The sequence below is a fragment of the Archangium sp. Cb G35 genome, assembly GCF_001896145.1.
GTDB classification, from domain to species: domain Bacteria; phylum Myxococcota; class Myxococcia; order Myxococcales; family Myxococcaceae; genus Archangium; species Archangium violaceum.
Map to the genome: position 1 here is coordinate 190,282 of NZ_MPOI01000002.1, position 20,175 is coordinate 210,456.

The following is a 20,175-nucleotide window of genomic DNA, read 5'->3' on the forward strand; positions in this document are numbered from 1 at the left end:
CATCCCCCATGGGAAGAGGGCACCGATGCTACCTCCAAACGCGCGGCTCACCCCTCCCGGAGACGCAGCACCACCTTGCCGGTGGCCTGGCGGGACTCCAGCTCGCGCAGGGCGTCAGCGGCCTGCTCCAGGGGGAACACCTTGCTCACCACCGGCTCCACGAAGCCCTTGTCCGCGAGCCCCGCCAGCGCCTTGCCGGCCTCCGCCGCGTACTGGGGCTTCTGCATCACGAAGGCACCCCACGCCACGCCCACCACGTCGATGTTGTTGAGCAGCAGCCGGTTCACCTTCACCTCGGGAATCCGTCCGCTCGCGAAGCCCACCACCAGCAGCCGGCCCTCGGGGGCGACGCACTTGATGCTCTGGTCGAACATGTCCCCGCCCACCGAGTCGAACACCATGCCCACGCCCTTGCCCTTCGTCGCGTCCATCACCCGCGACACCCAGTCGCCCGAGGACAGGAAGGCCCGGTCCGCGCCCGCGCTGCGCGCCACCTCGGCCTTCTCCTCGGTGCTCACCACCGCGAACACCCGCGCCCCCGAGCCGCGCGCCACCTGGATGGCCGCCGTCCCCAACCCTCCGGCCCCGCCGTGGATCATCACCGTCTCGCCGGTGCGCAGCCGGCCGCGCCGGTGCAGCGCGAAGTAGGCCGTGTGGTAGTTCATCACCGTGCCCGCGGCGGCCTCGAAGCTCCAGCCCTCGGGGATGCGGAACGTCATACCCGGCGCCACCGCCACCACGTCCGCCCAGCCCCCGAGCATGGTGAAGGCCATCACCTTGTCTCCGGCCTTCACGCCCGCGCCCGCCGGTGCGCTGCGCACCACGCCGGCCACGTCCACGCCCGGCACGAAGGGCAGCGGCGGCTTCATCTGGTACTTGCCCTGGGTCAGCAGCAGGTCCGGAAAGCTCACCCCGGCCGCCACCACGTCGATGAGCACCTGGTCACCCGCTTCGGGCTCCGGCACGTCCACCAGCTTCAAACCCTCGGGACCGTCCAACCGCTCGAGCTGCAGCGCGCGCATGATGTTGCTCCCCCGGCCATACGTGTAAGGCCGCTCGAAATGTAGGGGGAGCAGACTACTCCGTCCAACCCACGCGCGTCGCTGCCAATACCCGTATCACTCCCGGGAGGCCGTGTAAGCGGTTGGAGACGAGATTTCCAAGCAATTCCCGGCGAGGAATTCAGAGGGCCACGCGCTTCTTGCCGCGCACGAGCACATCCCACCACTTGAAGGTCATGGCGAGGATGGAGTCCAGCTCGCGTGTGTCATTCGAGGGAGCGAGTGACTTGTAGCCTGGGAGGCAATAGGCGGCGATGGGCGAGGCGGAGAGGATGTGGAGGATGCCCTGGGAGAAGCCATCGCCCGCGTAGGCGACACAAACGGGGAGGCGCATGCTCTCCAGGTCCTGGAGGGCGAAGGGAATCTTCTCGTCCACGGTGCCCACGCTGCCCTGGAACTTGCACTCGATGGCGAGCGCGGTGCGCGTGGTGGGCTCGAGCACGAAGATGTCAACGCGCCGTCCGCGGCCGGTGAGTGTCTTGCCGAGCTGCACCTCGCGGTACACCTTCACGCCGCGCGAGGCGAAGTTCTTCACGACGTATCTGGCCACCAGGTCCGCGTATTCGTGTCCAGTCATCCGGGCCCCTCCCGTCTGGCCTCACCCGCTCCGGGCGAGGCGCATGCCGTGCGCGTCCGCTGCCTCCTCGGGCACCGCCCCCTCGGCGCGCAGCCGCATGTGGGAGATGTCGAGCGCCTCGTCACAGATGTCGGTGCCCAGGAAGTCGCGCCCGAGCCGCGCCGCCGCCACGCCCACCGAGCCCGAGCCCATGAAGGGGTCCACCACCACGTCACCGGGCGAGCTGCTCTGGCGGATGAGCACCTCGCTGAGCGCGGGAGGCTTCTCCGCCGGGTAGCCGCGGTGGATGCGGGGCACGGGCAGCACGTCCGCCACGCCCAGGTCGCTCAACCGCCGCCGGCCCTTCTCGAAGAAGAGGATGAGCTCGTAGCGGGAGCGGTAGTGGTAGCCCATGCCGATGTGCTGCTTGTCCCAGACGATGGGCTTCCAGAACCGGAAGCCCGCGGCCTCGGCGAGCGGCTTGGCGACGAACATCGTCTCGGGATCGCAGAAGAGATAGAAGTGCGAGTCCCGCTTGAGCACGCGCCAGACCTCGGCGAACAGCTCGGGGAAGCGCGCGTTGGGGAAGATGCGGAACCAGAGGTTGCTGGACGCCTTGCTGCGCTTGAGGCGCGTGGTGGTGCCGATGGCGCGGTGCTTCTCGAGGGACTCGTAGGCGGGGTCGGTGATGACGAGGTCCACCGAGGACTCCGGCAGGGTGCGGAGCCATTCGACGGCATCACTGTGCGACAAGCGGTAACGGGGCATGGGAATGTGCACCGGGGACGACCGGCGCGAGGCCAGCGTACCCGGGGAGTATGACATCCCCCGGCGCCCGCCCTCCCCCAGGGGTCGGACGGGAGTATCCAGGAACGATCAGATCAAGGTCCCTGCCCTGGGGCACCCGCCCACGCCCCCACCGGCCTGGTGCCCCGCGTGGACGAGGCCAGGCGCCACCGGCGGCGCTCCTCGGCCTGGGCAATGGCCCACGCCGCGTTCACCAGGCCGATGTGGCTGAAGGCCTGCGGGAAGTTGCCCAACAGCTCGCCGCTCTCGGGCTCCACCTCCTCGGACAGCAGCCCCACGTCGTTCACGAACTCCACGGCCTGCGTGAAGGTCTCCCGGGCCCGCTCCACGTCGTCGGCCAGGGCGTATGCCTGCGCCAGCCAGAAGGTGCACAGGAAGAAGGTCCCCTCCTCGCCCGCCAGCCCGTCCTCCATCCGGTAGCGGTACACGAGTCCCCGCTCATCCGTGAGGTCCGTGGCGATCGCCTCCATCGTGGCCCGCATCCGGGGATCTCCCGCCGGCAGGAAGCCGACGATGGGCAGCATCAGCGCCGACGCATCCAGCACGTCCGAGTCGAAGGACTGGGTGAAGGCCCCCACGCGCGCGTTCCACCCGTGCTCCAGGATGGCCGCGCGGATGTCGCGCCGTGCCCGCTTCCAAAGCGCCACGCGCTCCGCGTCCGCGCCCAGCATGTCCTTCAACGCGAGCGCCCGGTCCATCGCCACCCAGCACATCAACTTCGAGTAGAGGTGATGGCGTGGCGGGCCACGCATCTCCCAGATGCCCTGGTCCGGCTCGACCCAGCGGTCCGCCGCCGTGTCCGCCAGCGTGCACAGGAATCGCCGCCCCGCCTCGTCCAACCCGTCCAACTGCGGCTCCAGCCGGTGCGCCGCCGCGAGCACCTCGCCGTAGACGTCCAACTGCCGCTGCCTCCACGCGCCGTTGCCCACCCGCACCGGCCCGCTGCCCCGCCACCCGGGAAGGTGCGGCAGCTCGCGTTCGCTCAGGTCGCGCTCGCCGCCAATGCCAAACATGATTTGCAGGTCCTCTCCCCGGTGCATCTGCGTGAGGGCCGAGGTGAGGAAGTCGAAGAAGCGCCAGGCCTCGTCCGGACAGGCGGCCACCCAGAGCGCCTCGAGCGTGAGGCTCGTGTCGCGCAGCCACGTGTAGCGGTAGTCCCAGTTGCGCTCGCCGCCGACGGCCTCGGGCAGCGAGGTGGTGGGCGCGGCGACGATGGCACCCGTGGGCTGGAAGGTGAGCGCTTGCAGCACGCGGCCGCTGTGGTGCACCAGCTCGCGCCAGGGGCCCTCGTAGTTCTGATGCATGTCCGACCAGCTGCGCCACCCCATCACGGTGTCCTGGAGCCACGCGTGGAGCTCCCGCTGATTCCAGGCCCGCGGATGCGGCTCCCAGGACGCGCGGTGCTCCAGGGCGAAGCACACGGACTCCCCCGCCCGCAGGGTGAAGCGCCCGGACGCACTGCAATCCCCGAAGCTCAGGCGCACCGGCGAGGACAACCGCAACCGGTCCGCGCCGCCCTGCGCCAGCACGCCGCCCTCCACCTCGCGCAGCAGCGGGTGCACCAGGCCGTACTCGGGACGAGGGGTGAACTCCGTCTCGAATTCCACCTGCCCCTCCACGCACATCACCCGGCGCAGCACCATGCCGGGAGCGTCGGCCCCCAGGTCGTGCTCGCGCTTGCCCCGGCCCAGAGCCAGGGCCTCCACCTGCACGGCGATGCCGGTGGGCGTGTGGTGCAGCGTCTCCAGCACGAGCGTGCGCTCGAGGTAGCGCCGGCGCGAGCGGCCCTTCACCGGCCGCAGCACCCAGTGCCCCGCCTCCGCGCCCAGCAGCCGGCCGAACACGGAGGGCGAGTCGAAGCGGGGGTAGCACAGCCAATCCACGGAGCCCCGGCGGCTCACGAGCAGGGCCGAGTGGCAGTCGGACAGCAAGGCGTAGTCGGAGATGGGCGGCGCGCGCATGAATGTCCCCCGTTCGCCCTGAATCTAGGCATGCGCTTCCAGGCTCCTCGTCCTCTCCCCAGCGGGAGGGCGAGCGGGCACTCGCCTTAGCCCTGGAATCTCAGCACGTAGGCCTCGAGGTACACGCTGGGCGTGTCGAGGTCCGCCGAGGGCTCACGGGTGAAGCCCCGGCGCTGGTACATGCGCGCCACGCCGGCCGCGCCCCGGCGCACGTGCAGGCAGATGGCGGGCACGCCCCACTCACGCGCCACCCGCTCGGCCGCCTCCATCAGCGGATCGGACAGGCCCTGCCCATGGAGCTCCACCGCGGTGGCCAGGTGCCGCAGGTCCGCCGCGCCCGGCAGCCACGCCTCCGAGCCGGGCGCCCCCGGCGGCCACAGCGCCACCGTCCCCACCACACGCCCCTCCAGCTCCGCCACCAGCACCTTCGCCACCGCGCGTTTGCCCGCCGTGTCCCGGAGGCTCTGCTTGCGCGCGTCCGTATACACCACCTCGGGTAGTTTCTTGGCGTACTGGGTCACGAACGCCTCCACCAGCAACTCGCCAATGGCCGCGTCGTCCTCGGGCCGCGCCTCGCGGATGACCACCCGCTTCAACAATTCCGTGTTCATGCGAGCGCCCCTCTACCACGGCCCATTCCGCTCGGACTCCAGGGCCGCCTCGCGACCGTCCCGTGACATTTCCCTCGTGGATTTCCACAACTTGGGTGCCACGTGACCCAGGAGTCTCCAGCCACCCTGCCCCCGGGCCACGATTCGAGCGGCTTTGCACCCAGACACATACCCAGCCCTACAAACGAAGCGCGCTGGAATCCCATGCTTTCGACCCTCGCGATGTCGGCCAATGTGTTGCATTCGTCTCTGGCCCGGCATCTGCATATCAAACCAAGACAACGGTGCGATTCAGGCACACTCCGCCAGACGGGTAATCGCTGGTGGATGTGAGGAGGGAACCCCCATGGCGAGCGCGGCCCGGAAGCTCCAACTCAATCCTGTCGATCCGGAGAACCTGCTCGACCCCGTTCCCTTCTACAAGGAGTTGAGGGAGCAGGATCCGGTGCACTGGTCGGACGTGGTGCACGGGTGGTTCCTCACGCGGCACGACGACGTGATGAACGGGCTGAGGGACTCGCGGCTGAGCGCGGACCGGGCCAGGGTGCTGGAGCACCAGTTCCAGCTCATGGGTTTGAGCCCCGAGTCCATCCGCGAGGTCACCGACACCTTCAAGCGGCAGATGGCCTGCAAGGACGGAGCGGCCCACCTGAAACCGCGCCGGCAGACGGCGGCGGCCTTCGCCCCGCATGTGCTCGACAGCTGGCGTCCGCTCATCCACCGCACCCTGGTGACGCACCTGGACAAGCTGCGCCACCGGCGCGAGGCGGACCTGGTTCCCGAGGTCTTCTACCAGATGCCCCCGCTCGTCATCGCGGAGCTGCTCGGCATCTCGGCCGAGGACCGTGAGCGCCTCCAGCAGTGGGGCGACGCGGTGACGCAGCTGACCAGCACGGGCGCGGCCCGGAACATCGTGGAGGCCGCCCGCCAGGCCAACGAAGGGCAGGCGAAGATCAACCAGTTCCTCACGGCCCTCGTCGAGGAGCGCCGCCGCGAGCCTGGGAACGACCTCGTCAGCTACATGCTGCGCTCGCAGGAGCAGGGCGGGATGACGACGGAGGAGGTGGTGGCCAACACCGGCCTGCTGCTCGCGGCCGGGCACCTCACCACCACGGATCAGCTCGGCAACGGCCTGTACGAGCTGCTCACGAACCCGGACCAGCTCGCGCTGCTGCGCAAGGAGCCCACGCTGCTCAAGCCGGCCATCGAGGAGATGATGCGGTTCGCCCCGCCAGTGCCCTTCGTGCACCGCATCGCCGTGGACAACATCGAGCTGCGCGGCCGGACCATCCGCAAGGGAGACGTGGTGTTCCTGGGGCTGGCGGCGGCCAACCACGACCCGGCGGCCTACAAGGACGCGGACCGCTTCGACATCACGAGGGATCCCCACCAGCAGAAGTCCATGAGTTTCGGCTTCGGGCCGCACCACTGCCTGGGGGCCGGTCTGGCCCGGCGCGAGCTGGAGATCGCCTTCGAGGAGTTGCTGCACCGCATGCCGGAGCTGCGGCTGGACGAGACGCGGACGCCGCGCATCAAGGCGGGCGGGCTGCTCTTCCGGGGTTTCGAGTCGCTGCCCGTGCGGTGGTGATACACCCCGGGGCATGCGAGCGGGTGCGGACACTCGAGCCCGGGGATTCCAAGACATGGATTGATTACGGGCGTGAATGGCACGCATGATTCCCTCTTTCGGTGGCATGCCGCCGCCGGGAAAGGGGAAACACCGCATGCGTACCCGGATGCTCGCAGCCTGTCTCTCGCTGACGCTCACGGCCTGCCACACCCCGGAGACCCAGGAGACGTCCGCCGCCCAGGAGCACGCCGATGACATCGGCTCCACCGCGGACCTCCGGGCGGCGCTGGCCGCATTGCCCTCGGCGGAGGTGCTCGGAGCCCACGACAACGGCGTGCCGTACATGATTCGGGGCCGGCTCGGCTCGGCGGGCACGTCCGTGAAGGGCCTGTCTGCGCCCGAGGCCCATGCGCGGGTCGGCACCGTGCTGGCGCGCATCGCGCCCGCGTTCCGGATGGATGCCTCGAACCTCATCGTGCGCCGGGTCTCCGTGGACGAGCAGGGCAACACACACCTGCGCTACGGCCAGATGCGCAATGGCCTCCAGGTGGTGGGCCAGGAGCTCATCCTTCACGTAGACCCGGCCGGCCAGGTCTTCGCGGTCAACGGCACGGCGCGGGATGGCGAGTCCGCCCCCGCGAAGGCGCGCATCTCCGGCGAGGCCGCCAGGGTCGCCGCCCTGGACAGCACCTCGGGCAGGCACATCGCCTCCGAGGGCGAGGCCCGGCTGGTGTACATCCGCTCCGGACAGGATGACCGCCTGAAGCTGGTCTACGAGGTGGTGGTGACGGGCGAGGGCCTGGACCTGCCCATCCGGGACCGCGTCTACGTGAACGCGCTGACGGGAGCCATCGAGGGCCGCAACACGGAGATCTACTCGGCGCAGAGCCGCGCGGTGTACTCGTCCAACAACGGCACCTCGCTGCCGGGGACGCTCAAGCGCTCCGAGGGCGGCGCGGCCACGGGCGATTCCCATGTGGACGAGAACTACATCCACCTGGGCACCACGTATCAGTGCTACTACCAGAACTTCGGCCGCGACTCGTACAACGGCGCGGGCGCGCAGCTGCGCAGCACGGTGCACTACAGCACCAACTACACCAACGCCTTCTGGAACGGCACGCAGATGGTGTACGGCGACAGCAACGGCGTGGACGCCGCTCCACTGGGCAAGTCGCAGGACGTGACGGTGCACGAGCTGACGCACGCGGTGACCAGCTCCGAGTCCAACCTCACCTACGCCAACGAGTCCGGCGCGCTCAACGAGGGCCTGAGCGACATCTTCGGCGCCTACTGCGAGTGCTGGCAGAAGAACTGGGTCTGGGACCGGCCCGTGTGGCTGGTGGGTGACGACGTGTGGACGCCCAACACCCCGGGTGACGCGCTCCGCTACATGGACAACCCCACACAGGACGGCTCGTCGAAGGACTACTACCCCGAGCGCTACACGGGTACGTCCGACAACGGCGGCGTGCACTGGAACTCGGGCATCGTCAACCTCGTCTTCAAGCTGCTGGTGACGGGCGGCAAGCACCCGCGTGGCAAGACCGATATCGAGGTCCCGGCCATCGGCTGCCAGAAGGCCGGTCAGATCTTCTACCGCGCCAACCGCGACCTCTTCACGGCCTCCACCACCTTCGCCCAGGCGAAGACGTACACCGAGCAGGCCGCCGCCATGCTCTACGGCTCCGGCTCGTTCGAGCAGAACGCGGTGAGCCTGGCCTGGCAGGCCGTGGGCGTGGGCCTTCCTCCGCCGCTGCCCACCGCGCTGACCAACGGCGTGGCGCTCACCGGCCAGTCGGCCTCCACGGGCGCCGAGAAGCACTACTACCTGGACGTGCCCGCCTCACGCGCCTCGACCTTCGTGAGCAGCGGCGGCACGGGTGATGCGGACCTCTACGTCCGCATCGGCGCGGCGCCCAGCACCTCCTCGTACAACTGCCGTCCGTACCTGAGCGGCAACGCCGAGACGTGCAACATCGCCGCGCAGATCACGGCCCAGCGTATGTACGTCATGCTCCGCGCCTACAGCACCTTCTCGGGCGTCTCCCTCAAGGGCACGTACTGAGCCCTCGGGCGCGGGCGCTCAGGGGCCCGCGCCGTGCAGTTCCGGTTCGGGCGAGACCGGGGGTTTCTGGATGGGGAACTCCCGCGTCTCGCAGCACTGGAGCTGGTAGCGCTGGCCCCGGAGCGCGAACTCGAGCGGCGCGGGCGCGGGCCACCGGCTGTCGAGCACCAGCTTGTCCTGGGTGATCTCCACCTCCACCATGTGCTTGCGGTAGCGCAGCAGGAACTTCAGCCGCGTCAGCCCCTCGGGCAGGTTCGGATTGAAGTGCAGCACGTCCCCGCGCACCTCGATGCCCGTATAGGCCCGCTGCATCAGGTCCACCGTGCCGGCCATGGCGCCCAGGTGGATGCCCTCCGGCGTCGTCCCGCCCTGCACGTCCGAGATGTCACTCCGCAGCGCCTCGGTGAACAGCTTCCACGAGCGCGGACGATCGCTTCTCGCCAGCACCCACGAGTGCACCACCCCGCTCAGCGTCGAGCCATGGGAGGCCCGCTGCAGGTAGTAGTCCACCGTCCTCGGAATCATCTCGTGGTCGAACGGGTACCCCAGCCGCTCGAAGAGCTGCTCCAGCTCCTCCGCCGAGAACAGGTAGAACAGCATCAGCACGTCCGCCTGCTTCGACAGCTTGTAGCGGTTGGGCGAGTCGCCCTCGGCCTCCAGAATCCGGTCCAGCCGTTGGATGTCGGCATAGCGCGCCCGGTACGACTCCCAGTCGAACTCCTCGAGCTGCTCGTAGCCCTCGAACTGGCTCAGCACGCCGTCCTCGTGGAACACCAGCCGCATCTTCCGGCTCACGTCCTCCCAGTGCGCCAGCTCCTCGGGGCCCAACTGCAGCGTCTCGAGCAGCTCATCCCGGCGCTCACCGGGCAGCAGCTCGAGCACCTCCAATCCCTTGCACAACACCCACACCGCCATGAGGTTCGTGTAGGAATTGTTGTCCAGCCCTGGCTCGGGCCGATCCGGGTAGCCGGTGTGGTACTCGTCCGGCCCCATCACGCCGAGAATCTCATAGCGCCGCAGCTCGGGGTTCCACCGGGCCATGCTCGCCCAGAAGCGCGCGAGCTCCAGCAGCATCTCCGCGCCGTAGAAGTACAGGAACTCGGTGTCGGCGGTGGCCTGGTAGTACTGCCAGACGTTGTAGGCGATGGCCGCGTTGATGTGCCGCTGCAGCCACGTCACGTCCGGCACCCACCGCCCCGAGCGGGGATTGAGGTGCACCCGCTGGCTCTCCTCGCGCCCGTCGCTGCCGCTCTGCCAGGGGAACAGCGCCCCGCGGAAACCCGCTTCCCGCGCCGCCTCGCGCGCCCGCCGCAGCCTCCGGTGGCGATAGCGCAGCAGCGCCCGCGTCAGCGCCGGCAGCCGCAGGTTGAGAAAGGGGAAGATGAACAGCTCGTCCCAGAAGATGTGGCCGCGGTACGACTCGCCGTGCCACCCGCGCGCCGGCACCCCCACGTCCTGGTCGATGGTGTGCGGAGACACCGTCTGCAACAGGTGGAAGATGTGCAATCGCAACGTGGTGTGGATGTGGTCCGGCTCGTCCAGCGCCAGGTCCAGGTCGCTTCGGCGCCACAGGTGCGACCAGGCCCGGACGTGCGTCTCCACCAGCTCGTCGAAACGCGCGGGCGCATGCTCCACCGCGTGCCGGGCCTCCATCGCCGCCTCCGACACGGCGAGGTCCCTCGACGAGTACAGCGCCACCACCTTCTCCACCGCCAGCCGCTGGCCCTCGCGCAGCTCCAGCGTGAAGTCGTGCGCGAGGTAGCCCTCCTCCACGGCGAGCCCCCGCTGCGCCTTCGCCGGCTGCCCGTCCACGTACAGCCGCGTCCGTGCCGCCTCGGCCACCTCCAGGCGGGACTGCACCGTCTCCACCTCGAGCAGCAGCGTCTCCGCGTCCACCTCCTCCGTCACCAGCGTCCGCAGGTGCTTGCAGTTGAGCTGCCGGTAGCGCGGCACGCCGCCATTCACCACCCGCCCGTCCAGCGCCGAGCGCACGTGCACCCGGCCGCTCCAGTTCTCTGGCACCAGCACCAACTCCTGCCCCGCCAGGTGCTTGTCGCGCATGTGAACGAAGCGCCGCTGCTCCACCCGCGTGCGCCGTCCCCGTTTGTCCTCGAAGCGCACCGTGCGCAACAGCAGCCCCCGCGCCAGGTCCAGCACCTGCCGGTACTCCAGCAGCCGCACCGCCTGCGCGTTGAACCAGTCGCCGCCCTCCAACCGGAAGGTGAGCGGCAACCAGTTGGGCATGTTCACCAGGTCTTCGTTCTCCACCACCCGTCCGGCCAGGTCCGTCTTCAGCCGGTTGTACCCGCCCGCCAGGTACGTCCCCGGGTAGTGCGTCTCGTCCGCCTCGGCCTCCGGCGCCGCCCCGCGCGTGGCGAAGTAGCCATTGCCCAGCGTGCACAGCGCCTCGCGCAGCCCTTCCCTGCCCGGCTCGAAGCCCTCGTAGGTAAATAGCCAGTGCGGCCCATTCATCGCGTCGCTCCTCCCGCCCGGGTGATGAGCCGCTCCAGGAACTGACGCACCTCCTCCACGTCCTCCAGCGCGTAGTCCGCCGCCGTGAGCCGCTCCACCTCGCCCCGCACCACCACCCCGAGTCCCCGCCCCTCCAGCACCTGGAAGGCGTCCTCGTCCGTGAGGTCATCGCCCATGAACACCGGCAGCACGTCCCGGCTCTCCAGGCCCAGGGAGCGCAGCAGCCACTGCACCGCCCGGCCCTTGTGCCAGTCGATGTCCGGCTGCACCTCGAACACCATCTTCCCGCCGCCCTTGCGCAGCCGCGGATGGCGCGCGAGCACCGCGTCCACCACCCGCTCCACCTCCGCGTACCGCGCCTCCGCCACGTGCCGCCAGTGCACCGCCACGCTGAAGCGCTTGCGCTCCAGCTTCGCGCCCGGAATGTCCGCCAGGCCCGACGTCAGCTCCCGCTCCGCCGCGTCCAGTTCCGGCAACAGCGCCCGGCCCTCCTCCAACTGGAAGGCCTGCCCGCCCGGCCCCTTGATGTCGAAGCCGTGGCTGCCCGCGTAGTACACGCCCGTCAGCCCCACGAAGTCCTCGAGTACCGGCAAGTCCCGCCCGCTCACGATGGCCACCGGGTAGTGCCGGGCCAGGGCCACCAGGGTGGACACCATGTCCTCCGACAGCCGCGCGTCCTCCGGGTTGGGGACGATGGGCGTGAGCGTGCCGTCATAGTCGAGGAAGAAGGCCACCCGCCGGCCCTCCAGCCGCCGCGACACCTCGTCCCACCGCGCCAGCGCCGAGGGCACTTCCCGTATGGGCCGCATCACTCAGGGATCTCCTTCTCCACCTTCACGGTGGCCAGATGCGCCACCTCCACGTTGGCACCGGCCCGCACCAGTGACCCCTCCGGCCCCGCGCGGCGCACGCCGATGACGAACCCGAAGTGACCTCGCCTGCCCGCCTGCACACCGGCCTGCGCATCCTCCAATACCACCGCGCGCTCTGGAGGTACGCGCAAACGTCGTGCCGCTTCCAGGAACGTGTCCGGCGCTGGCTTGCCCGGCAACCCGAGCCTGCCCGCCTCCACGCCGTCCACCCGGGCGTCGAAGAGGTGCTCCAGCCCCGCCGCCCGCACCACCGCCTCGCAATTGCGGCTGGCCGACACCACCGCCGTGCGGAAGCCCGCGGCCCGCAGCCGCTCCAGCAGCCCCACCGCCCCGGCGAACACCTCCACTCCCCGCTGCGCCAGCGCCCCGAGGAAGTAGCCATTCTTGCGCTTGCCCAGCCCCTGCACGGTCTCCGCCTCGGGGCCCTCCTCCGGCGAGCCCTCGGGCAGCGTGAGGCCCCGGCTCTCCAGGAAGCAGCGGATGCCATCCAGGCGCGGCCGGCCATCCACGTAGCGCTGGTAGTCCTCCGCCGTGAAGGGCCGGAAGGGACCGCCCCTCCGCCGCGCATGCGATTCCAGGTACGCATCGAACAGGCGCGTCCACGCCTCGGCATGAACCTGAGCCGTGCGCGTCACCACGCCATCGAGGTCGAACAAGGCCGCGTCCAGGTCACGACGCGACAACACGACGGCGGCGGAAGCGGACGGCTCGGAGGTGGACATGATGACCCCGGTGCGGGTTGCCCCTCCCCACCAGGGCTCCCGCCCATACAACCGTCACACCTCTCGCGGCCTGTCACTCCTAGGATGGGGAGCATGTTCAGCCTGCGATACCCGATGTGGACGAGACTCTTCCTCCTGCTGCTGGCACCCGCGGCCCTGCCCGCATGCTCGGCGGGACGAGAGTCCGCGAAGCCACAGGCCACGCTGCGGTTGCCGATGGAAGTGCAGGAGACAGCGCTCCTGCTCTGTCAACACCAGCAGCTCCTGATGCCCGTGCCCTCCCGCTTTCCGGAGGCGGTCGATCCTTCCCTCTACATTCGAAAGGAAGACCTCGACTTCATACAGAAGGAGCCTTCGCTGATTCCCGTGTCGGAGCTCGACAGGCCGGGCCTCCATGCGGAGCTGGCACGCTATGTCGAGTGCGACGTCACCTTCGCGGGCACACGCGGCTTTCTCCTGGACGTCTGGGTCGAGCAACGACAGCCCCGGTGGGATGCCCGGCAACTGCCACAGCAGGTCCTCCAACCGTCCTCGCCAGAAGAGCGTCGAGCGGCCCTGGCGCTCTGGATGCAACAGTCGAAACCCGAGACCGTCAGTTCCCGGCACCTGCTCCGCTTCTTCCAATCGCCCCGGGGCTGGCGCGCCCACTATCGACTCCCGGAAGAAGCCCGGCGCTTCCCGTCTGCGCGCGCATCCAGGACTCCCGTTCGCAAGCCCGTGCCTCCCGCCTCCTCGGACCCAGCCCGGACAGAGTCACGAGTTCCCGCCGCCGGCATGACGGACGGGACCCCGGAGGAACGCATCAGTGAAGCACTGCGGCTCAACGCCGATTCCGGATTCGGCGATGCGCTTTCCTTTGGCGCGGGCATGACCCGGCCCGAAAAGCTCGAGGGACCCCCGCCCGTCTACACGGCCGACGCGCTCGCCGCCAAGGTTCAGGGACTGGTTATCGCCAAGTGCGTCATCATCGAAACGGGTTGGGTGACCCGGTGCCGCATCATCAAGCCCCTCCCGTACATGAACGACGCGATACTCACCAGTCTGCATCAACATCGCGTCACGCCCGTGCTCTTTCAAGGCAAGCCTGTCCGGGTCGATTACACCTTCAACATCCGGCTGTGGCTTCCCCGAGAAGACAAGCCCCTCCCCGTGCTCAGGGAGTTGCGCGATCTCCCCAGGCCAGCCGCCGAATGGGGGCTGCGCGACAAGGCGCTCTTCCTCTGCACGCACCACATGCTCGAGGCGCCCGTGGCCTCGCGCCTTCCGCAAGGCGTGAACCCGTCCAGCCTCATCCGGCAGGAGGATCTCGACTTCCTCCAGAGCAATCCCTCCCGGGTACCGCATACGGACTTCGACGTGCCTGGCCTCTACGCGGACCTGGCTCACCATGTCCGGTGTGAGATCACGGAAACACGTGTCGTGGAGAACGTGATCGTCTTCTACCTCGTGCAGCGGTCGCCCTCCTCGGAGGATCTGCGGCTTCATGAACCCGGGCTACTCACCGCCAGGGACACGGCACAACGCCTCGAGGCCCTGGAGCGCTGGGCCCAGAAGGGTTCCGCCGCCCGTACGGCCTCCAGGCACCAGCTCGCCTTCGTGCGCACGCCCACGGGATGGGTGGCGGACTACCAGCTCCCGGAGAAGCAGTAGCGGGAGCCGGGGCATGGAGGACCCAACACGTCCTTTTCATGACGTGCACATCCCATGCCCCTACAAGTACGGCACGTGTGTGCTCGGACTGCGGGGCGAACCCGTGTCCACTGGGAGCAACGCCCAAAATGTAAAAATCCAGGGAGGGTTGACGGATTTCCGGACAGCCTTTTACGCTGCGCACCGCGCGACGAAGGGCGTGTGTCGTCTTAACAGTTCGCGATCCCTGGCTTTTTCAGGGCGTCGAGGGCCCCTATCATGCGGTTCTGTTGGCGTTGAATCAGGGAAGGCTTCCATGCGACCCGCATCTCAAGTTGACGTGACTTCTAGCGAGCCGCCCTCGACCAGCGCACGCGCGGGCGCGGAGACCCCACCCAATGGGTTGGCTCCCGCCGAGACGCCGCCGCCGGGGCTGGGACCCGCCGAGACGCCACCGCCGGGCCTGGAGACGACGGAGAAGCAGCTGGCGGTGGTGGGCCCCAAGCCCGAGTCACCGCCCTCGCGCTTCGCTCCGGGGTTCGCCGCCAAGCTGAACCTGGCGGTGGACGTGGTGCTGGTGGTGGCCGCGCTGCTGATCTCCACGACGATGATGGGGCACGATCTGCACCTGGAGCGCACGGATGTGTGGGTGCTGCTCGGGGTGGGCGTGGTGTCGTGGCTGGTGGTGGGCACGGCGCTGTGCCTCTATGACGTGCGCTTCGCGGACCGCGAGCGGCTGGATGATCTGGCGCTCATCTCCATCCAGGTGATGGTGGTGACGGTGGTGCTCTTCGTCACGCGACTGGTGATGGGCACCGAGTCGTGGATCGTCGCGCTGAGCCTGTTCCCGCCGCTGTTGTGGCCGTCGGTGGCGCTGTTGCGCCTGAAGCTGTTCCGGAACCTGTCGGTGCAGGAGGAGCCGCTGGACGAGGTGCTCATCCTGGGCGTGGGGGCCATGGGCCGGCTCACGGGCGAGGATCTGAACAACAAGCACCGGCGCAAGGTGATCGGCTTCCTGAGCTTCAGCAACGAGTCGTCCACGGCGGCGCCGCCTGCGCCGGTGCTGGGGACGGCGAAGGATCTGGAGCACATCCTGTGCACGGTGCCGGTGGACGAGGTGTACATCGCCGGCAACATGCTGAAGCACTCGGCGGAGATGCAGGCGGCGGTGAAGCTGTGCGAGAACTTCGGCATTCCGTTCGCGCTGCCGGCGTACCACTTCCGGTTCGATCGGGCGCGGCCGGTGGATGACCACGCGATCTCCGACGGCTACCTGCACTTCATGACGCATGCGTTCCGGCCGCACCAGATGGCGCTCAAGCGGCTGTTCGACATCGTCAGCTCGGCGGCGGCGCTGGCGGTGCTCTCGCCGCTGCTGATTGGTGTGGCGCTGGGGGTGAAGTTCACCAGCCGGGGGCCCATCTTCTTCAAGCAGAAGCGCGTGGGGCTGCACGGCAAGACGTTCCACATGCTCAAGTTCCGCTCCATGGTGGTGAACGCCGAGGAGCTGAAGGCGAAGCTGGAGGCGCTCAACGAGCAGACGGGTCCGGTCTTCAAGATGAAGAACGATCCGCGCATCACGCGGATTGGCCGGTTCATCCGCAAGTACTCCATCGACGAGCTGCCGCAGCTCATCAACGTGCTGCGCGGCGAGATGAGCGTGGTGGGGCCGCGGCCGCCGATCCCGAGCGAGGTGGAGAAGTACGCGGCGTGGCAGCGGCGCCGGCTGTCGGTGCGCCCGGGCCTGACGTGCATCTGGCAGGTCTCCGGCCGCAATCAGATTTCGTTCGAGGAGTGGATGTACCTGGACATGCAGTACATCGACCACTGGAGCCTGAAGAACGACATCAACCTGATCCTCAAGACGGTGCCGGTGGTGCTCACCGGCAGCGGCGCGAGCTAGTCAGGGGCGGTGGTGAAGCGCTGGGTCCCAGGACTGGGGACTCAGCGCACGGGCAGCTCGCGCAGGGAGAACTCCTCGAAGCCCAGCCGGTTCAGGGTGTCCGCGAAGCGCTCGGTGATGACGATGACGTTGGTGAAGTTGCGCAGCCGGAACACATCCAGGTGCTCCGGCAGCGAGGCTCCGTCGAGCAGAGGCTGCTTGGGCAGGGCGAAGCGATAGCAGCCACATGTGCCGCAAGGGTCGACCTTGCCGGGTGGCAGGCAGTCCGGGTGGAAGAGGCCATGCATCTCCACCTCCAGTTCCAGCAACTCCGGCGCGTTCTTCTGCCTGAAACGAAGGCCTGTGCGGACTCCCTTCAGTTCCCGCAGCCCCTCCGCCTGGAGTTGCTCCAACGCCTCGCGGCGGATGAGCACCGTGTCACCGTCCAGCGTGTAGATCTGCGCGAAGCGGCCATGCGCTGAGCCGGTGAGTGGACCAAAGCTGGCCCCAGGAGCCAGACGAGCCCAGGCCGGAGCCAGAGGCTTCACCAACTGCCTCAAGCGTTCGAACTTCTCGACGTCCGTTTCCTGCCACGCCGCTTCGAGCTGCTTCGCCGCTGGCAAACCCGAGAGGTCGACGCTTGGGTAGAACTCCAAGCCAACGCAGTCTCCACCACACGTGGGGCAATGCAGCCCGGGCAGACCCCATCTCCGCTCGGCCCTGTACTCCCCCGTGTAGCGCACACTCTCGTACGAAACAGAGTCCAGCCGGTAGTACTTCATCTTCTCCTCAGAATGGGATGGGGGGATGCAACTGCGTCTTGCCATAATACGGCTGCAGGGGAGCCATCAGGCCGAAGCGCACACACAGCTCCCAGGCGTGCTGCCAGATTTCTTCCTTCGTCGCGGTTGTTTCATTGGCCAGCTTGAACTGCCGCCACGCCGCGTTCCAGGGGCCACCACGTTCACCGCAGTGGATGCGCTGGTGTAGCTCCGTTTCGATGAACATCGTCCATTGATGGATGTTGATACCCCTGCGGTCGAACCACTTCTTGAACTCCTGCGGGAAGATGTGGTGCTTGTCGTGAGGCCGGTTCAGCTTCCTGTTGGCCTCATCGATGAGCTGCTTCTGGCTCGGCAGCAGCTTGCGGAGGTGGTGGTTCCGCCAGGGGATGATGAAGACGGCACCCTGCTCCCGTTGCAGAGGCAGCGGCCGGCCCCAGTACCTCATGGGTGAACCGCTGTAACCGGGCGGGTACACACCCAGCCCCTGCATGTCGAGCACCTTCACCACGCCGCCGGGCGCAACCTCCGCGCCTTCGCTCACGGCCATGGCCCCGGCCACGTCCTCGCAGCGGAAGAAGCCGCACACCTCCTCGTCACACAGGAGGGTCAGGCACGTATCGGCCGCTTCCCCCTCCGCCTCCTGCTCGCGCAGCGCCGGCTCCGAGGCCGCGCACCCGGCCAGCAACACACCGAGCAGCAACCCCCACCAGCTCTTCTCGTTCATGAAACGCCTCGCGGCTACAGCAGCGTGCCCCGCAGGAGGATCGTCTCCATGGGCGCCCTCCTGACCAGCAAGCCCGGCGGGCGGGCAGTCACCCTGCCGTCCATCCTACAGGGCCCTCTCAGGGGGTGAGAGGCCCGCCCGTCCGCCCTACAGACATGTAGCCGTGTATTTGACGGGGGGGTACCTGTGTCGTTCACTGCGCTCGGCCATTCCCGTTGAGGTACCCGTCATCGAAACGCCCCAGACGAGCGAGGCGGCCACCCCGCGGGCCGTACCCGCACCGGTGGACACCCACACGCCCCTGCGCAACGCCCTGAAGCTGGGCGGGTCGCTGCTGGTGACGTACGTCATCGGGTTCGGTCTGCAGGTGCTGGTTCCCCGCCTGCTGGGCCCCGAGAGCTTCGGCCAGTACAACTGGGCCACCAATACCGCCACCGCCTTCTTCATCCTCAGCGCGCTGGGTCTGGACGTCTACATCCGCAAGGAGGTGGCCGTCCGCAAGGAGCACGCCAACGAGTTCTTCGGTGGCACCCTGCTGTTGCAGACCGTGCTCGCGGTGCTGCTGCTGGGCGCCCTGGCGCTGGTGATGCACCTGCGCGGCGCGCCTCCCGAGGTGCGGACCCTGGCGCTGTCGCTCGGCGTCTACCAGTTCTTCTTCCGCCTCAACGCCATCCTCGCCGCGGTGCTGCACGCGCACGAGAAGGTGGACGGCCTGTCCGTGGCCCACATCCTGATGAAGTGCATCTGGGGCTTTGGTCTGGCCACGCTGCTGCTGCTGCGCGCTCCCCTGCCGTGGCTGGCCGCGCCCTTCATCGCCGCGGAAATCTTCAAGACGGTCTTCCTCTTCCGCCTCACGCGCCAGCATGCCGGGCTGCGGCTGCGCCTGGACCTGCGCGCCACCGGCGTGGTGCTGCTGGCCGCCCTGCCCTTCTTCCTCAACGACGCGGCGCTGGCCAGCAATGGCCCGCTGGACATCTTCGTCCTGGGCACCCTCGCGAACACCACCGAGGTCGGCTACTACGGCGCCGTCTGGGGCATCGCGGGCATGACGATGCTGCTCTCGCCCATCCTCGGCTGGGTGCTGCTGCCGATGATGTCCCGCGCGGCGGCCAGCTCCCAGGAGGAGTTCACCCGCATCCTCCGCCGGGGGCTCGAGGGCATCGTCTCGCTGTCCGTGCCGGTGACGCTGGCGCTGGCGCTGGGCGCCGAGACGTGGGTGCGGCTGCTGATCGGCGAGGCCTACCTGCCCGCCGCCCCGGTGCTGCGGCTGCTGGCCCCCATCTTCGTCTTCACCTACGTGGCCACCGTGTGTGGCAGCTGGCTGATGGCGGCCAACCGCCCGTGGACGGTGACGCGCACCACCGTGCTGGCCGTGGGCCTCAAGCTGGTGCTCAACCTGGTGCTCATCGGCCCCTTCATGCAGTGGCGGGGCCTCACCGGAGGCGCGAGCGCCGCGGCCACCTCCCTGGCCCTCTACGAAATCATCGTCACCATCGTCCTCGTGTACGCCATCGGCTCGCGGGCGTGGGACGCGCGCAGCCTCGCCGTGCTGGGCAAGACGGTGGGGGTATGCGCCGCCGTCACCGCCGCCCACCTGCTGCTGGGCCAGCTGGGCCTGGACTCGCGAGACCTGGCACGCGGCCTGGCCCGGCTCGTCGTGGACGGCCTGCTCTACGTGTCTCTCATCCTCCTCACCGGCGCGGTGCGCAAGGACGAGGTCCTCGGCCTGGTGCGCCTGGTGCGCAACCGCCGCAAGTCCAAGCCCGACGCCGGCCCGACTCCCTCCGGATCTCCTTCTTCCGACGAGGTCCGCGCCGCATGAAGCCCGCCATGAGCCTGCCCTCCCGCAACTCCCTCCGCCGCTGGTCCCTGCTGGCCACGCTCCTGCTGCTGCCGGCCTGCTACAAGCCGGGCCGCTTCGTCTGGGTGGATGATTACCGCGAGCCCCAGACCCAGCAGCAGGACGACAGCTACCTCATCCGCAGGGGTGACGTGCTCAACGTCAACGTGTGGAACCAGCGCGACATCTCCTCGCGCCTGCGCGTGCGTGACGATGGCCGCATCAGCCTGCCGCTGCTCAACGACGTGGATGCCGCCGGGATGACGCCCGCCGCGCTCGCCCGCGCCATGGAGCAGAAGCTCAAGGACCTGGTGGCCAACCCCGTCGTCACCGTCATCGTGGACGAGGCCCAGCCCATCAAGATCGCCGTGCTCGGCGAGGTGCGCAACCCGGGCAAGAAGCTGCTCGACTCCGGCTCCGGCCCGCTGCAGGCGCTCTCCGAGGCCGGCGGCTTCACCGACTACGCGCGCGACGACGCCATCTACGTGCTGCGCAAGGAGCCCGGCTACGCCACCCCCGTGCGCATCCGCTTCACCTACGAGGCCCTCACCCGCAGCGAGGGCTCCGCGCCCACCTTCCGCCTGAAGACGGGCGACGTGATGGTGGTGGAGTAAG

At 68.7% G+C, this 20,175-nt stretch carries 16 protein-coding genes; 6 read left to right on the forward strand and 10 right to left on the reverse strand.

Annotated features, from left to right (window positions below; all coding sequences use genetic code 11):
• Positions 1-47: 47 nt before the first annotated feature.
• The 5 genes from BO221_RS07145 to BO221_RS07165 form a co-directional block, all read right to left on the reverse strand.
• Positions 48-1,022, reverse strand: a complete 975-nt coding sequence (locus BO221_RS07145; protein ID WP_073559630.1) for an NADPH:quinone oxidoreductase family protein — start codon at positions 1,020-1,022, stop codon at positions 48-50.
• 160 nt (positions 1,023-1,182) lie between these two features.
• Complete coding sequence (locus tag BO221_RS07150) at positions 1,183-1,638, reverse strand: PD-(D/E)XK nuclease superfamily protein (protein WP_073559631.1); 456 nt, start codon at positions 1,636-1,638, stop codon at positions 1,183-1,185.
• 21 nt (positions 1,639-1,659) lie between these two features.
• Positions 1,660-2,442: a site-specific DNA-methyltransferase gene (locus tag BO221_RS07155; RefSeq protein WP_233165760.1), complete on the reverse strand. Its 783-nt coding sequence runs from the start codon at positions 2,440-2,442 to the stop codon at positions 1,660-1,662.
• 56 nt (positions 2,443-2,498) lie between these two features.
• Positions 2,499-4,385 carry a glycoside hydrolase family 15 protein gene (locus BO221_RS07160; protein WP_073559632.1) on the reverse strand — a complete coding sequence of 629 codons (1,887 nt, stop codon included), beginning with the start codon at positions 4,383-4,385 and terminating at the stop codon, positions 2,499-2,501.
• A gap of 86 nt (positions 4,386-4,471) precedes the next feature.
• The gene (locus BO221_RS07165) at positions 4,472-4,996 is read right to left on the reverse strand and encodes a GNAT family N-acetyltransferase (protein ID WP_073559633.1); all 525 of its coding nucleotides are present in this window, start codon (positions 4,994-4,996) and stop codon (positions 4,472-4,474) included.
• 346 nt (positions 4,997-5,342) lie between these two features.
• Here BO221_RS07165 and BO221_RS07170 point away from each other — a divergent pair, with 346 nt between their 5' ends.
• Both BO221_RS07170 and BO221_RS07175 read left to right on the forward strand, forming a co-directional pair.
• Entirely contained in the window at positions 5,343-6,584 is a 1,242-nt protein-coding gene (locus tag BO221_RS07170; protein WP_073559634.1) for a cytochrome P450, read from the forward strand.
• A 136-nt stretch (positions 6,585-6,720) separates the two neighbouring features.
• Positions 6,721-8,634 (forward strand): M4 family metallopeptidase, encoded by a 1,914-nt coding sequence (locus tag BO221_RS07175; RefSeq protein WP_143195317.1) that lies wholly within the window; start codon positions 6,721-6,723, stop codon positions 8,632-8,634.
• Positions 8,635-8,652: 18 nt separating this feature from the next.
• On the opposite strand, the gene BO221_RS07180 is transcribed toward BO221_RS07175, so the two are convergent.
• The 3 genes from BO221_RS07180 to BO221_RS07190 are packed head-to-tail and all read right to left on the reverse strand — an operon-like array spanning position 8,653 to position 12,700.
• The gene (locus BO221_RS07180) at positions 8,653-11,106 is read right to left on the reverse strand and encodes a glycoside hydrolase family 65 protein (RefSeq protein WP_073559637.1); all 2,454 of its coding nucleotides are present in this window, start codon (positions 11,104-11,106) and stop codon (positions 8,653-8,655) included.
• Positions 11,103-11,915 (reverse strand): trehalose-phosphatase, encoded by an 813-nt coding sequence (gene otsB / locus BO221_RS07185; protein ID WP_073559639.1) that lies wholly within the window; start codon positions 11,913-11,915, stop codon positions 11,103-11,105. Before otsB ends, BO221_RS07180 begins: the two co-directional genes overlap by 4 nt.
• Complete coding sequence (locus BO221_RS07190; protein WP_073559641.1) at positions 11,915-12,700, reverse strand: HAD family phosphatase; 786 nt, start codon at positions 12,698-12,700, stop codon at positions 11,915-11,917. The genes otsB and BO221_RS07190 overlap by 1 nt, the downstream gene beginning before the upstream one ends.
• A gap of 93 nt (positions 12,701-12,793) precedes the next feature.
• On the opposite strand from BO221_RS07190, the gene BO221_RS07195 reads away from it, so the two are divergent.
• Together BO221_RS07195 and epsZ are read left to right on the forward strand one after the other, a co-directional pair.
• A complete protein-coding gene (locus BO221_RS07195; protein WP_073559643.1) occupies positions 12,794-14,350 on the forward strand; it encodes an energy transducer TonB in 1,557 nt (518 codons plus the stop codon).
• Positions 14,351-14,669: 319 nt separating this feature from the next.
• On the forward strand, positions 14,670-16,232 hold the full coding sequence (epsZ, locus tag BO221_RS07200) for an exopolysaccharide biosynthesis polyisoprenyl-phosphate hexose-1-phosphate transferase EpsZ (protein WP_369864469.1): 1,563 nt from the start codon (positions 14,670-14,672) through the stop codon (positions 16,230-16,232).
• Between the two features lie 41 nt (positions 16,233-16,273).
• Here the strand turns inward: epsZ and BO221_RS07205 are convergent, their stop codons facing one another.
• Both BO221_RS07205 and BO221_RS07210 read right to left on the reverse strand, forming a co-directional pair.
• The gene (locus BO221_RS07205; protein WP_369864470.1) at positions 16,274-17,038 is read right to left on the reverse strand and encodes a double-CXXCG motif protein; all 765 of its coding nucleotides are present in this window, start codon (positions 17,036-17,038) and stop codon (positions 16,274-16,276) included.
• Positions 17,001-17,720 carry a TIGR02269 family lipoprotein gene (locus tag BO221_RS07210; protein ID WP_073559645.1) on the reverse strand — a complete coding sequence of 240 codons (720 nt, stop codon included), beginning with the start codon at positions 17,718-17,720 and terminating at the stop codon, positions 17,001-17,003. The genes BO221_RS07205 and BO221_RS07210 overlap by 38 nt, the downstream gene beginning before the upstream one ends.
• A gap of 169 nt (positions 17,721-17,889) precedes the next feature.
• On the opposite strand from BO221_RS07210, the gene BO221_RS07215 reads away from it, so the two are divergent.
• Both BO221_RS07215 and epsY read left to right on the forward strand, forming a co-directional pair.
• Positions 17,890-19,542 (forward strand): oligosaccharide flippase family protein, encoded by a 1,653-nt coding sequence (locus BO221_RS07215; RefSeq protein WP_233165762.1) that lies wholly within the window; start codon positions 17,890-17,892, stop codon positions 19,540-19,542.
• 8 nt (positions 19,543-19,550) lie between these two features.
• Positions 19,551-20,174, forward strand: a complete 624-nt coding sequence (epsY, locus tag BO221_RS07220; protein WP_073560244.1) for an exopolysaccharide export protein EpsY — start codon at positions 19,551-19,553, stop codon at positions 20,172-20,174.
• The last annotated feature ends 1 nt before the right edge of the window (position 20,175 follow it).